This is a genomic window from Sutcliffiella horikoshii (assembly GCF_044809035.1).
Classification (GTDB): domain Bacteria; phylum Bacillota; class Bacilli; order Bacillales; family Bacillaceae_I; genus Sutcliffiella_A; species Sutcliffiella_A horikoshii_G.
This window is the reverse complement of the sequence record NZ_CP085237.1, coordinates 2,788,468-2,802,449: the sequence shown is the minus strand read 5'-3', so window position 1 is coordinate 2,802,449 and position 13,982 is coordinate 2,788,468. Positions and strand designations below refer to the sequence as shown.

General features: G+C 41.5%; 12 protein-coding genes. 10 read left to right on the top strand and 2 right to left on the bottom strand.

Going from position 1 to position 13,982, the window contains the following annotated elements:
* Positions 1-18 precede the first annotated feature (18 nt).
* The 3 genes from gcvPA (at position 19) to LG307_RS14585 (ending at position 3,625) form a co-directional block, all read left to right on the top strand.
* The gene (gene gcvPA / locus LG307_RS14595) at positions 19-1,362 is read left to right on the top strand and encodes an aminomethyl-transferring glycine dehydrogenase subunit GcvPA (RefSeq protein WP_404443327.1); all 1,344 of its coding nucleotides are present in this window, start codon (positions 19-21) and stop codon (positions 1,360-1,362) included.
* Positions 1,362-2,828, top strand: a complete 1,467-nt coding sequence (gcvPB, locus tag LG307_RS14590) for an aminomethyl-transferring glycine dehydrogenase subunit GcvPB (protein WP_404443324.1) — start codon at positions 1,362-1,364, stop codon at positions 2,826-2,828. Before gcvPA ends, gcvPB begins: the two co-directional genes overlap by 1 nt.
* A 302-nt stretch (positions 2,829-3,130) precedes the next feature.
* Complete coding sequence (locus LG307_RS14585) at positions 3,131-3,625, top strand: DinB family protein (protein ID WP_404443321.1); 495 nt, start codon at positions 3,131-3,133, stop codon at positions 3,623-3,625.
* A 50-nt stretch (positions 3,626-3,675) separates the two neighbouring features.
* Here LG307_RS14585 and LG307_RS14580 read toward each other — a convergent pair whose 3' ends face one another.
* Positions 3,676-4,056, bottom strand: coding sequence for a rhodanese-like domain-containing protein (locus LG307_RS14580; RefSeq protein ID WP_404443318.1), 381 nt, complete (start codon positions 4,054-4,056; stop codon positions 3,676-3,678).
* Positions 4,057-4,228: 172 nt separating this feature from the next.
* Between LG307_RS14580 and LG307_RS14575 the strand changes: the two genes are divergently transcribed.
* From LG307_RS14575 to LG307_RS14545, 7 genes are all read left to right on the top strand, one after another.
* A complete protein-coding gene (locus LG307_RS14575) occupies positions 4,229-5,065 on the top strand; it encodes a biotin/lipoate A/B protein ligase family protein (protein ID WP_404443315.1) in 837 nt (278 codons plus the stop codon).
* Positions 5,066-5,498: 433 nt separating this feature from the next.
* On the top strand, positions 5,499-8,069 hold the full coding sequence (locus LG307_RS14570) for a vitamin B12-dependent ribonucleotide reductase (protein ID WP_404443313.1): 2,571 nt from the start codon (positions 5,499-5,501) through the stop codon (positions 8,067-8,069).
* 156 nt (positions 8,070-8,225) lie between these two features.
* The gene (locus LG307_RS14565; RefSeq protein WP_404443310.1) at positions 8,226-9,347 is read left to right on the top strand and encodes an endospore germination permease; all 1,122 of its coding nucleotides are present in this window, start codon (positions 8,226-8,228) and stop codon (positions 9,345-9,347) included.
* Complete coding sequence (locus LG307_RS14560) at positions 9,310-10,770, top strand: spore germination protein (RefSeq protein ID WP_404443307.1); 1,461 nt, start codon at positions 9,310-9,312, stop codon at positions 10,768-10,770. Before LG307_RS14565 ends, LG307_RS14560 begins: the two co-directional genes overlap by 38 nt.
* Complete coding sequence (locus LG307_RS14555) at positions 10,767-11,912, top strand: Ger(x)C family spore germination C-terminal domain-containing protein (protein WP_404443304.1); 1,146 nt, start codon at positions 10,767-10,769, stop codon at positions 11,910-11,912. Before LG307_RS14560 ends, LG307_RS14555 begins: the two co-directional genes overlap by 4 nt.
* Positions 11,913-12,051: 139 nt before the next feature.
* Positions 12,052-12,477 (top strand): transcriptional regulator MntR, encoded by a 426-nt coding sequence (mntR, locus tag LG307_RS14550; protein WP_047969258.1) that lies wholly within the window; start codon positions 12,052-12,054, stop codon positions 12,475-12,477.
* Between the two features lie 136 nt (positions 12,478-12,613).
* Positions 12,614-13,498: a patatin-like phospholipase family protein gene (locus LG307_RS14545; protein ID WP_404443299.1), complete on the top strand. Its 885-nt coding sequence runs from the start codon at positions 12,614-12,616 to the stop codon at positions 13,496-13,498.
* A 23-nt stretch (positions 13,499-13,521) separates the two neighbouring features.
* Here the strand turns inward: LG307_RS14545 and LG307_RS14540 are convergent, their stop codons facing one another.
* Entirely contained in the window at positions 13,522-13,917 is a 396-nt protein-coding gene (locus tag LG307_RS14540; protein WP_404443297.1) for an SA1362 family protein, read from the bottom strand.
* Positions 13,918-13,982: the final 65 nt, after the last annotated feature.

The following is a 13,982-nucleotide window of genomic DNA, read 5'->3' as shown; positions in this document are numbered from 1 at the left end:
CCGGAGAGGGGAACTCACATGAAACACCGTTATTTACCGATGACAGACCAAGACATTCAGGAAATGCTGCAAGTAATAGGAGTACAAAATATTGATGAACTATTTTCAGACATCCCAGAAAGCGTTCGATTTGACGGAGAACTGAAAATTAAACAAGCAAAATCAGAATCAGAATTGATGCGCGAGCTAACTGAATTGGCTGCGAAAAATAAAGATCTAAGAAAACACGCGTCCTTCTTGGGAGCTGGCGTATACGATCATTACATGCCTGTCATTGTGGACCATGTTATCTCACGTTCTGAATTTTATACAGCATACACGCCATACCAACCGGAGATCTCACAAGGGGAACTGCAAGCGATTTTTGAATTCCAAACCATGATCTGTGAACTAACAGGCATGGACGTGGCAAACTCCTCTATGTATGACGGTCCAACAGCCTTTGCGGAAGCAGCGATGCTCTCTTGCGGTCATACGAAAAAGAAAAAAGTGCTTATCTCAGGTGCAGTACATCCTGAAGCAAAAGCCGTGGTAACATCTTACGCAAAAGGACAATATGTCGAAGTGGTAGAAATCCCAACGAAAGACGGAGTAACCGATGTAACGGCGCTTGAAGAAATGATGTCTTCAGACGTAGCGGCAGTTATGGTTCAATATCCTAACTTCTTCGGTCAGGTGGAGCCTCTTCAAGAAATAGAAAAGCTGGCGCATACAGATAAGGGAATGTTCGTTGTTTCTTCTAATCCGTTAGCGCTTGGGGCTTTGACTCCTCCGGGGAAATTCGGGGCTGATATCGTAACAGGTGATGCACAGCCGTTCGGTATTCCAACACAATTCGGCGGACCGCATTGTGGTTATTTTGCAGTAACGTCTAAATTGATGCGTAAAGTTCCTGGTAGATTAGTAGGGCAAACTGTGGACGAGGAAGGCCAACGCGGGTTCGTTTTGACGCTTCAAGCACGTGAACAGCATATCCGTCGTGACAAAGCGACTTCTAACATTTGTTCCAATCAGGCATTGAATGCCCTGGCTGCTTCTGTTGCCATGACTGCACTGGGCAAAAAGGGTGTCAAAGAGATGGCAGTACAAAACATCCAAAAAGCGCAATATGCGAAGCGTTCATTGGAAGCTGCAGGCCTTGAAGTAACGTTCACTGGTCCATTCTTCAACGAGTTTGTTGTAAAGCTTTCCACGCCAATCAAAGAAGTAAACCGCAAACTTCTTGAAAAAGGATTGATTGGTGGGTACGACTTAGGAACGTACTACCCAGAACTTGAAAATCATATGCTGCTTGCAGTTACAGAACTTCGTACAAAAGAGGAAATCGACACACTAGCGAGAGAAATGGGGGCTCAGCAGTAATGAAGAAGCAAAATCAACCACTCATTTTTGAAATGTCCAGAGAAGGTCGTATCGGATACAGCCTGCCTGAAAACGATGTACCTGAAGTAGATTTAGCGGAGCTTTTCCCAAGCGAATATATCCGCGAGGAAGCACCAGAACTACCGGAAGTTTCCGAGCTTGATATTATGCGTCACTATACAGCTTTAAGTAATCGTAACCACGGTGTGGATTCTGGCTTCTACCCGCTAGGATCTTGTACGATGAAATACAATCCGAAAATCAATGAAAACGTAGCACGCTTCCCAGGATTCGCTCATATTCATCCGTTACAGGATGAGTCCACTGTCCAGGGCGCGTTAGAGTTAATGCACGACTTGCAAGAGCACCTGATTGAAATTACGGGAATGGACGAAGTAACCCTTCAACCAGCAGCAGGAGCACATGGTGAGTGGACAGGTCTTATGATGATCCGCGCTTTCCATGAAGCGAACAACGACCTTAACCGTACAAAGGTAATCGTTCCTGACTCCGCACACGGAACAAATCCGGCATCTGCAACAGTAGCTGGTCTTGAAACTATCACGGTAAAATCCAACGAAAACGGTTTGGTGGATTTAGAGGATCTTCGCAGAGTGGTCGGAGAAGACACGGCTGCTTTGATGCTAACAAACCCGAACACGCTTGGACTTTTTGAAGAAAACATCCTAGAGATGGCGCGCATCGTCCATGATGCAGGTGGAAAACTTTATTATGATGGTGCAAACTTGAATGCCGTATTAAGCAAAGCACGTCCTGGAGACATGGGCTTTGATGTGGTTCACTTGAACTTGCATAAAACATTCACAGGACCTCACGGTGGCGGTGGCCCTGGTTCCGGACCGGTCGGCGTAAAAGCTGATTTAATCCCATACTTGCCAAAACCGTTAGTTGTGAAAAAAGAAGACGGCACGTTCGGATTCGATTACGATCGTCCAGAATCTATCGGCCGTGTGAAGCCGTTCTACGGTAACTTCGGCATCAATGTTCGTGCATACACGTATATCCGTTCTATGGGTCCGGATGGATTGAAAGCAGTAACAGAATATGCTGTTTTAAATGCGAACTATATGATGCGCCGCTTGGCAGAGCATTACGACCTGCCGTTTGACAGACATTGTAAGCATGAATTCGTATTGAGCGGTAAGCGACAGAAGAAACTAGGTGTTCGTACATTGGACATCGCCAAACGCCTGCTTGACTTCGGCTACCACCCGCCAACGATTTACTTCCCACTGAACGTGGAGGAGTGCATCATGATTGAGCCGACAGAAACGGAATCAAAAGAAACATTGGATTCCTTCATCGAAGCGATGATTCAGATTGCGCGTGAAGCGGAAGAAAATCCGGAAGTGGTACAAGAAGCACCACATACGACCGTAATTAAAAGATTGGATGAAACGTTGGCCGCGCGTAAGCCGGTGTTGCGTTATAAGAAGGAAGCTTGACTAGGATATTGATTGGAGAGGACAGGGGGACCTGTTCTCTTTTTTGTGTTGGGGGTGAAGATGTCAAATTTTGACGAGCTATGTAAATTTCTTGATATAATCTGATTTTTATTGATATATCTCGAAAATTATTGAAATTTCCCAGATTTTATTGATATAAGGAAATTTTTCTTGATATCGACAGCATCCCGACTCCATTCTATCGTCATAGTGTCACAAATCAGCACACCTGGCTGCTTATCACTTCTCAAACTCTTCAAAAACCCGTAAGATATAACTAGAACCAAAGGGAGGGAAAGCAAATGTACTATGAGCAAACCTACAAAGCAAGAGAAGAGCTACTTGAACTACTAAAAGGAATCTCAGAAGAACAACTGCATCAAAACCACGAAAACCTCTGGACAGTTTCACAAAACGTCGAGCACTTATACCTGATTGAAAACAAGATCACCAACGGCCTAAAAAAAGCGATTGAAGTGAAAAACGAAGTAGAAGAAAAAGATTTGCCACTAGCAAAAATGCTGGCCAATCGAACATATAAGGTGGAAGCGCCAGAAGACATCGTACCTTCCGAACATCCTTATACAAAAGCAGAACTAGTTGAGCTGTTGGAGCAATCGAGAAACAACTTGAACACATTCATCCAAGAAGTGGACGATCAAGCTTTACATAAATACGGTTTCAATCATCGCTGGATAGGGGACCTCTCCGCACAGCAATGGGTACAACTGATTGGATTCCACGAGCGCCGTCATATTGAACAAATCAACCAAACATTAAACAATACCGTTCAATAAACACAAAAGAGCACCTGCAGTGTTACTCTCTCTGCCAGTGCTCTTATCTATTAGTTCTTCGTTCTAATTTTGCCGCCCCATTGCTTGAAGCCGCCCTTTAGTTGATAAAGCTGTGTGTAGCCTTTACGCTTTAACATTTGAGCTGCACGACCACTGCGAATGGTGTTCTGGCAATAAATGTAGACAGGTTGGTCTTGACGAACCTCTCTTATTCTCATTTTCATTTGAGATAAAGGAATGTTTCTTGCGCCAAGGATGTGTCCGCCTTCATACTCTTTCGGTTCACGGACATCAATCAGTTGCGCTTTACGATAGCCAGCGCGAAATTCTTCTTCCGTTAAGGTTGTTAAAATTTTACGTTGGTAGATGAACATGATCACTGAATAGACAATAAATGCTGCCAAAATTCCTAATGTTACGTACAAAGCCAAGCTAGACAACCCCTCTTTTTCTTTTTATACCAAAGTATATTATATAAAAGCTTGAACGAAATGTCATCCTTTTCTACTATTCCCTCAAAAAAACTGCCAAGCTTTAACTTTGAAATCCACGTTTACTTTTGGTAGACTAATTCATCATATAGAGATAAATGAGGTACATAATATGACGAAAGAAACATGGCGGTTTATTGATTCCCAAAATCAATCTCCTGCATTTAATATGGCGCTTGATGAAAAGTTGCTAGAATGGCATAGTGAGGGACTAATTCCTCCTACTATTCGTTTTTATGGCTGGAATCCCCCGACTCTTTCTGTCGGTTATTTTCAAAAAGCAGAAAAAGAAATCAATATGGAACGTGTGCGAGGGTTAGGACTTGGCTTTGTAAGGCGTCCAACAGGAGGAAGAGGTGTCCTTCATGATAAGGAACTTACTTATAGTGTCATCGTAACGGAAGAGCATCCAGAAATGCCGCAAAGCGTTACAGAGGCATATCGAGTGATTTCAGAAGGCATTTTGGAAGGTTTCAAGGCACTTGGACTTGATGCATACTTTGCTATTCCAAGAACAGAGGAAGAAAAGGAAGGGCTGAAGAATCCACGTTCTTCCGTTTGCTTTGATGCACCATCCTGGTATGAGCTTGTGGTGGAGGGAAGAAAGGTTGCCGGCAGTGCACAGACACGTCAAAAAGGTGTAATCCTGCAGCACGGTTCCATCCTACTAGATATTGATGAAGACTTACTTTTTAGCCTGTTCAACTACCCTAGTGAACGAGTGAAGGAACGGATGCAAAAGAATTTTAAAAATAAAGCGGTGGCGATTAATGCCCTTCGCGAAACTCCAGTAACCATCGAAGAAGCAAAAAAAGCTTTTTATGATGGCTTTGAAAAGGGATTGAACATTACGCTTGAACCACATGAGCTGACGGAAGCGGAACTCGCTGAAGTTCATGCCATAATGGAAAAGAAATATTCCACAGACGAGTGGAATTATAAAAGATAACGAGGATTTAAATTCTCGTTATCTTTTTGTTTTGCACTACATGTAGTAGGGTAGTGTAAAGAGTCATCTAGATATGTAAAAGTCAAAGATGGAAAATAAAAAATATTTTTCGTCAAATAGGAAGGATTTTCTTAAAACGTTGATACAGTAGGCTCCCTATATTTCGTAAAAATGTGCAAGCGACAAAAAAAGTCATTCTGCCTCGAAAATAGATTATATTCTTCGTTTCTCTTGATATTCCTCCCTGATTTGACGCTTTTACAATTTGACAAATTTAGATTTATTCTGCGGAAAATCAATATATAGTAGTGTCGAAAATATTTCATATACTATATGTTGATATTTTGTTAGAAGATATGATACCTTATCTGTACAAACAAATTTTACAAAAGTAACTTTTGGTAGAACTACTAGTTTTAGAGGAGTTGTAATAATGACGATCGCAATTAATGAAAACAAATTGAAAATCAATGTAGAACGCTTGAACAAGGACATCGGCTTGTTTCCTCAAGTACACCCCGTTACAGAGGACATGACCACCACACATAAAGGTGTTTCCCGCCTGGTCATGCTCGATCGTTACGCATTCAAAGATACAGAGAAAGTAACCCTTACAGCTGGAGATTTTGTTGTATTAACGATAAAGGAAGATCCTAAATTCCCTGCAAGAGGTCTTGGTTATATTCAAGACATAGACTGGTCTACCAAAAAGGCTTCTGTACTAATTGAAGAAGAGTATCGTGGAGTTTTGACAAAGCAAGGTGAAGCCGAAACTGGCGTTGTCGTTCGTTCCCTGGATGTTATTGAGAAGCCTCTCGAAGTCTTCTATGAGCAAATTGCCAAACGTAACGCTAAAGGATTGGCAGCGGTAGAAACGACAGAAGAGAAGCGCCAGGAATGGTTTGAAAAGTTCTATCATGAACTAGTTAACATGAACTTCGTGCCAGCAGGACGTGTCTTATACGGAGCTGGGGCGGACACAGATGTAACTTACTTCAACTGTTACGTGATGCCATTTGTACAAGATTCCCGTGAAGGAATTTCGGAACACCGTAAACAAGTAATGGAAATCATGAGCCGCGGTGGCGGGGTGGGTACAAACGGATCCACGCTTCGCCCACGAAACGCGCTAGCAAGAGGGGTTAACGGTAAATCCTCTGGAAGTGTATCCTGGTTGGATGACATTGCAAAATTGACACATCTTGTGGAACAAGGTGGATCAAGACGTGGAGCACAAATGATCATGCTAGCAGACTGGCATCCAGATATCGTAGAATTCATCATCTCCAAAATGCAAAACCCTAGAATTCTTCGTTATTTAATTGAAAATACAAATGACGAAAGCATTAAAAAAGCGGCAGAGGACAAGTTGAAGTTCACTCCATTAACAGACCAAGAAATCACCATGTACCAATCTGTGACAAACTTCAAACACATCCCTGGATATGGCGGATTTACTGAAGCTATCATCAAGGATGCAGAGCAGAAGTTAAAAGTAGGCGGAACGTACACGGTTCATAACTCAGAGTTTCTGACAGGAGCCAATATTTCCATTACCCTCACGAAAGAGTTCATGGAAGCTGTTGAAAACGACGCTGACTTTGATCTTCGTTTCCCAGATGTGGAAGCATACGATAAAGACGAAATGGCCATCTACAATGAACAATGGTCAGAAGTTGGAGACGTACGAGAGTGGGAGAAACTTGGTCACAAGGTGAGAGTGTACAGAAAGATTAAGGCAAAAGAACTTTGGAACCTGGTCAATATCTGTGCAACATATTCCGCCGAGCCTGGAATCTTCTTCATCGACAACGCTAACGATATGACAAATGCAAAAGCCTACGGACAAAAGGTTGTAGCAACCAACCCATGTGGGGAACAACCCCTCGCACCATTTTCCGTCTGTAACTTGGCAGCAGTCAACCTTGCTCAATTTGCGGACAAGGAAACAAAAACAGTAAACTTTGAAAAGCTGAAACAAACAGTGGAAGTCGGCGTAAGAATGCAAGATAACGTTATCGATGCGACGCCTTACTTCTTAGAAGAAAATAAAAAGCAAGCATTGGGAGAGCGCCGTGTTGGACTTGGAGTAATGGGTCTTCACGATCTTCTAATCTATTGTGAAACAGAATACGGCTCTGAAAAAGGCAACGAGCTTGTAGATAAAGTTTTCGAAACAATCGCAGTTACCGCGTATCGTGCTTCTATGGAACTTGGAAAAGAAAAAGGAAGCTTTCCGTTCTTACAGGGTGCAACAGAAGAAGAAACAAATCGTCTTCGTGACGCCTTCACGAAAACAGGCTTCATGAGCAAAATGCCGGAAGATATTAAAGAAGGCATCTTGACTTCAGGTATCCGTAACTCTCACCTGTTAACGGTAGCTCCAACTGGTTCTACAGGAACAATGGTAGGAGTATCAACTGGACTTGAGCCGTACTTCTCCTTCTCTTACTTCCGCAGTGGACGCTTAGGGAAGTTCATTGAAGTAAAAGCGGACATCGTTCAAGAGTACTTGGATGCGAACCCAGAAGCAGATGCGGAGAACCTTCCAAACTGGTTCATCTCTGCTATGGAACTTGCTCCTGAAGCACATGCTGACGTTCAATGCATTATCCAAAACTGGATTGATAGCTCCATATCCAAAACGGTGAACGCACCGAAAGGATATACAGTTGATCAAGTGAAAAAAGTGTACGAACGCCTTTACAAAGGTGGAGCTAAGGGTGGTACCGTTTATGTAGACGGAAGCCGTGACTCCCAAGTCTTGACGTTAAAAGCAGAAGAGAACACAATGGATGACACAAGCGAACAGATCCAAATGGAAGACGTAGTGAAGAAACCGGTCGTGCTCGTTGAAACAATTAACGACCTGCGTTCCACCAATGTCCAATATGGCTCAGAAGTAGGGAATACTTGCCCGGTCTGCCGTATTGGAACGGTTAAGGAAATAGGCGGCTGCAATACATGTACGGATTGCGGCGCGCAGTTGAAGTGCGGATTATAATGTAAATGGAAGGAGTATGGAATCTTGGCGGATTTCATACTCTTTTTTAGTTTCTAAACTACCCCACTTATCCTCTCTATGCAACGACATCCAAGATGGAATAATTTATCATCTATTGGTAAAAATAACAGTACTTCTATGAAGCTGGAGATGTCTATGCAGAACTTAGTGAAAGTCCTACTCCCAAGGCAGCTGTTCATGCTGCTTGTTTTGTCTACTGGGCTACTTAATCATGTTATCCTAATACCTAATTTATTGAATGCTGCTGGCAGGGACAGTTGGTTAAGCGTGATACTGGCTTACCCTATTGCTCTTCTTTTCTTATGGTTGGTTTACTATATAGCCAAAAATAGTCCCGAAGAAGGTTTTTTTTACATGATTGAAAAGAGAATGGGTAAAGTAGTATCCTTTCTGTTATCGATGCCTGTGGTTCTATTTCTTTTTGTTAGTGCCTATATCACGTTAAGAGACTTGATGATATGGTTGAATGCGTATTTCTTAGCGGACGCTTCTGTTACGATAATTAATATGATTCTTATTGTGGTATGTTGCGTAATTACGTTGGGTGGGATAAAGTACATGGCTATTTCGAGTGGATTTTTATTGCCGCTAGTTATGCTTTTTGGTATTTTTATCGCTTTCACCAACACCTCAATAAAGGATCCAAGCTTACTATTCCCGCTGTTGAGTGAAGGGTCCGCTCCTCTTTTGCAAGGAATTGTCTATTCGTTATCAGGCCTTCTTGAAATATATATCGTAATATTGGTACAACCGTATTCTCAAGCCCCTATAAAATTCAGTCAATTATTCATCCTTTTAACAATTTTGACTGGTTTGATTTTAGGACCTTTAACTGCTTCCATCATGGAATTTGGACCTGTTGAATCGGCAAATTTCCGCTATCCTGCCTATGAACAGTGGCGTGTACTAAAAATAGGGGATTACATCTCGCATCTTGATTTTTTTGCTCTTTATCAATGGCTTAGTGGGGCCATTATAAGGGTCGGCTTATTTATTTATCTAGCTGCAGCTTTCTTTACCAAGAAGAAGAGACATTATAAGTTGAACCCAATACTGATTGGAGTCATTTACCTTATATTCTTCGGTGTAATGTGGGTGAAAGTGGAAACCTTTTATTTCTATGAGTTTATCTTTCGTTATTTTTTACCAGCATGTATGGCATTTTTCCTTTTTCAAATACTAGTATCATCCTTACTGATGCTAGTACTGAGGAAAAGAGATGAACGCCGTGGAAAAAGCAACCAAGTCGGATTTTAATGATAATCTCACCAAAAAGATTGTACAATTGAAATCACAGTTTAGTCAGAGCCAGGATGTAGTATGTAAAAAGCATACAACAGACTCCGAGACATTTGAACTCCTATACATAGAGAGCCTCATAAACCAACAATATTTGGATCAATACATACTACCTAAACTTAACGAGTGTAAGGGTATTTCTGTTAAATTGAACCTGCAAACGTTATTTCAAGTGGAAGAAGTCACTTCCAAATCACTAGAAGAGATGAATTCTCTGCTTTTTGAAGGAAATGTCCTTTTTTTAGTGGAGGATAGTCTTTTAAGTATTAAAGCAGGAGAATTTCCAAAGCGTCAACCTGAAGAGTCGGCATTGGAAACTTCGATCAGAGGACCTAAGGACGGGTTTGTGGAAGATATAAAAACCAATATCTCGTTAATCAGACGGCGTCTCAATACCCCATCACTATGCCTGGAGAAATTCACGATTGGCAAGAGGAGCAAGACAAAGGTTGTACTGATGTATCTTGACGATGTGATGGATGAAAAGGTCCTGATGGAAATACGGAAAAAATTAGACCAAGTAGAATTGGACGTCTTGACTAGTACCTATGAATTGGAATCATCCGTTCGTGATCATCCTTATTCCCTTTTCCCGACAATGGATTTTACAGGGAGGCCAGACTTTGTGGTGCAAACCCTGAATCAGGGAAGGTTCGCCTTACTGGTGGACGGAAATCCAACTGTTTCCTTTGCGCCGATAAATTTACTATTACAAACGAAATCTCCGGAAGATACTTATATAAATTTTGCATATGTATCGCTTGAACGGTTGATTAGAATGGTTGGCATCATGGTTTCGGCTTTTCTTCCGGGTATTTGGATTGCATTCTCATCCTTTAATATTGAACAGATTCCCTATTTGCTAGTTGCCACTATTTCTGTTTCGCGATTTGGCCTGCCGTTGTCGGCGCCTATAGAAATGTTCACTATCCTCTTTTTATTTGAACTATTTAATGAAGCAGGGGTGCGCTTGCCCAGAGCCATCGGACAGACTGTAGCGGTATTAGGAGGATTAATTGTTGGGGACGCTGCTATCAGAGCAGGTCTAACCTCCCCAACCATGTTGGTGGTAGCTGCGATCACATACATTGCTTCGTTTACACTAGTAAATCAATCATTAAGTTCTGCCATAACAATCATTCGCTTCACCGTTATCCTGTTAAGTACCTTCTTCGGATTATTCGGGGTAGTTTTAGGATTTATCTTGACCGTTTTTTATTTTTCAACTTTGAGTTCATTTGGAGTTCCTTATTTTGGTTCCTTGGCTCCAATAAGTCTAAAGGAAGCAGTGAAATCCTTCTTGAGGGCCCCTGTTCAATTTTACAAATCTAGAAATGCATCCACGAGTCCGGATGATGCAACAAGGGGGAATCAAAATTGACCTACAAAAGCACCATTAGCATTCTTATTATCATGATTCTTCTTACTGGTTGTGGAGGGGTAAAGAATATACAAGACCTGACCTATATTGTAGCAATAGGGATGGATTATGATGATGCCACAAAGGAGTATATCGTGTACCTCCAAGGACTGAATTTTGCGAATGTAGCAAAGCAGGAAGGAGGAAAGCCTGTAGAGAGCATTCCAAGTTTTGTTGCTTCTTCAAGAGGGAAAACCTTGAATCTTGCAGTTAGCGAGTTGTATAAGAAATCTGAGCCCCCCATCTATTTTGGGCATGTAAGAACGCTAATTTTAAGTCAACGTTTGATAAATAGTAAATCACAAGAGGTCTTGGAAGAGGTGGCAAGAAATCGATCTTTAAGGCATACATTACGCTTGGTGACAACAGAGGAGGAGATAGAGGACATTTTTAATATAAAAGCTTTATTCAATTACCCTGCGATATACACAGTCCTTTTTAAAGGGAAAGTGAAAGGACAGGGGCAACAAGAATTAAAGCCTACTTCACTAATGATTTTTTTGAGGAATTACTATGAACCAATGGGGATAGCAAAAATTCCTTCCGTTAGTATTGATAAAGATACATGGAAGGCAGACCAGGATTATCCGGTTCTTTTCTTTGATGGGTACACGGTATTTGAGCAACAAGAATTTGTGAGAAATGTCCCTTTCGATGAAGCCGTGGTTCTCGACTGGTTAATAGAAAAGGAAATTTCCATGGACCACGCTGTGGAAGAAGAGGAAGAATTGGTTGCGGCGGTGAATCTATCAAGTCCAGATATGAAAGTAATATATGATGAAATTTCTTCTGAACCGACATGCTCCTTAGAAATATCGGCAAGTGCTGAACTACTTGAAAATATTGGGGAAATCTCAATAGACAAGTTAAAAAAAATAATAGAGGATGATATCAAAAAGAAAGTCGAAAACGTTTATTATACCGGAGTTGAAAACCGACTCGACCTCCTAAATGTAGGGGAAAAGTGGTTTAGAGAACGTCCTCAGAAATATAAGGAATTAAAGAATTCCAAAAGCTTTTATCTCAAAAGAGAATCTTTAAAAGAAGTAAATGTTAACGTCCAGATTTTTCATTTCAATAGCTATGAATACGAGAGGAAATGAAAAAGTGGAAGAAAGAATGTGGTCTCCCAAATAAGCCCAGCCTTCTCTTTGTAACAAAACCCTAACTTGTCATACCCCATCAGTTAGGGTATCATTTTATATGACGGCTTAGAACGTGGATTGGAAACGGAGGGATATTATGCCTACCCCAAGTATGGAAGACTACATAGAACAGATCTATATGTTAATTGAAGATAAAGGATACGCAAGAGTATCAGACATTGCCGAAGCATTGGCGGTACATCCCTCTTCTGTAACGAAAATGGTCCAGAAGCTTGATAAGGACCAATACTTAATTTATGAAAAATATCGCGGACTGGTTCTTACCTCGAAAGGCAAGAAAATTGGGAAGCGATTAGTATATCGTCACGAGTTGCTCGAGCAATTTTTGCGAGTGATAGGTGTGGATGAGGAAAATATTTATGAAGACGTGGAAGGCATTGAACATCACCTGAGTTGGAATGCAATTGATCGTATTGGTGATCTTGTACAATATTTTGAAGAAGAAAAAGAACGGGTGGAAGCACTGCAAACTATTCAGAAGCAAAATGAAGAAAACCAATAAAGAGATAGACCTTGCCGGTTGGCAGTGAGGTCTGTCTCTTTTTTTTAGTGGAACAAGGAAAACGGTATATTTCCCCTTCTTCCTTATTAAAGATGTAAAAGGAAGGTATTCGGTTATATGTGATGGAGGGGTTCCATTGAAGATAGATGGTGTTTTTTCTGGAGGCGGAATTAAGGGCTTTGCACTTATTGGGGCTCTGCAAGCTGTGGAGGGTAGGGGAATGACATTCCAGCGGTTAGCGGGCACCAGTGCAGGATCCATTGTAGCTGCGTTTACAGCCGCCGGTTATACAGCAACCGAAATTCATGACATGTTTGATGAAACAGATATTATGAATTTCCTTGACCAAAGAAGAACGTTTCTACCATCGCCGATGACAAAGTGGCTGCTTCTATATTGGAGGCTAGGATTGTATAAAGGGGAAGTGTTGGAGAGGTGGCTAGAGAAGAAGCTTGCTGACAAGGGGATCAGAACATTTGGAGATCTTCCTAAAGATCATCTTAGAATCATTGCATCTGATCTTACTAGTGGGACTATAGCGGTCATTCCTGATGACCTTCCAAAATATAATATGGACCCGAAGAAGTTTTCTGTAGCGAAAGCGGTAAGGATGAGCTGCAGCATCCCTTATTTTTTTGAACCGGTCAAGATAAAGGGGAAGGGAGTTACTTATCTATTTGTGGACGGCGGGGTATTGAGTAATTTTCCTATTTGGCTTTTTGATAATGATCGAATTCCTAAAGTACGGCCTGTACTTGGAATCCAGTTAAGCGCCAAGCAAGAAGATCGTCCGGTCAACCAAATAAACAATGCCATCACTATGTTTGGCGCCTTATTTGAAACGATGAAGGATGCACACGATGCCAAACATATCTCAAGCCGTCATGAAAAGGATGTCATTTTCATCCCGATGGACCATATAGCAGTAACGGAATTTGCCTTAACAGAGGAAAGAAAAAGGGGACTTGTGGAAATAGGAAAGAAGCGAGCAGAGGCATTTCTGATGAAATGGTGCTATTAATAGAAAAAACCGAGCTTCCTTATTTAAAAGAAAGCACGGTTTTTCTTTTTGCCCTTTTTCCCTTCAATGACGGTCAGATGGGATGGGGCTTTGCGTTTGGGTACCGATGGCTTTGACGGTTTCGAACTTGCGCGATCCCTGCTAGTTGTAATCGGACTGATAGATGGTTTTGCGCTTCCTGTAGGAGCATATCTCTTTTTTGATTGCTTGACAGCTTTACTATACCGGGCATCCGTTTTCGCACCGATTTTCCCCTGGATAAAATAACGGAAAATCAAATAAAATACGGTTGCACCTCCTACAATTAAAAGGAGATTGGTAAACAACCCTCCTGGATTCCTGATTAATTCAATGATCAAATAAAAAGCTGCTAAGGAAACGAGGGAGTAAAAAATAGGTTTTCGATAGCTTCTTTTCATTTTCGCCACCTCCCAGGTAATCGGTTTGCTTTATACAACCGTTACCACCACTGATTGTTTTAATA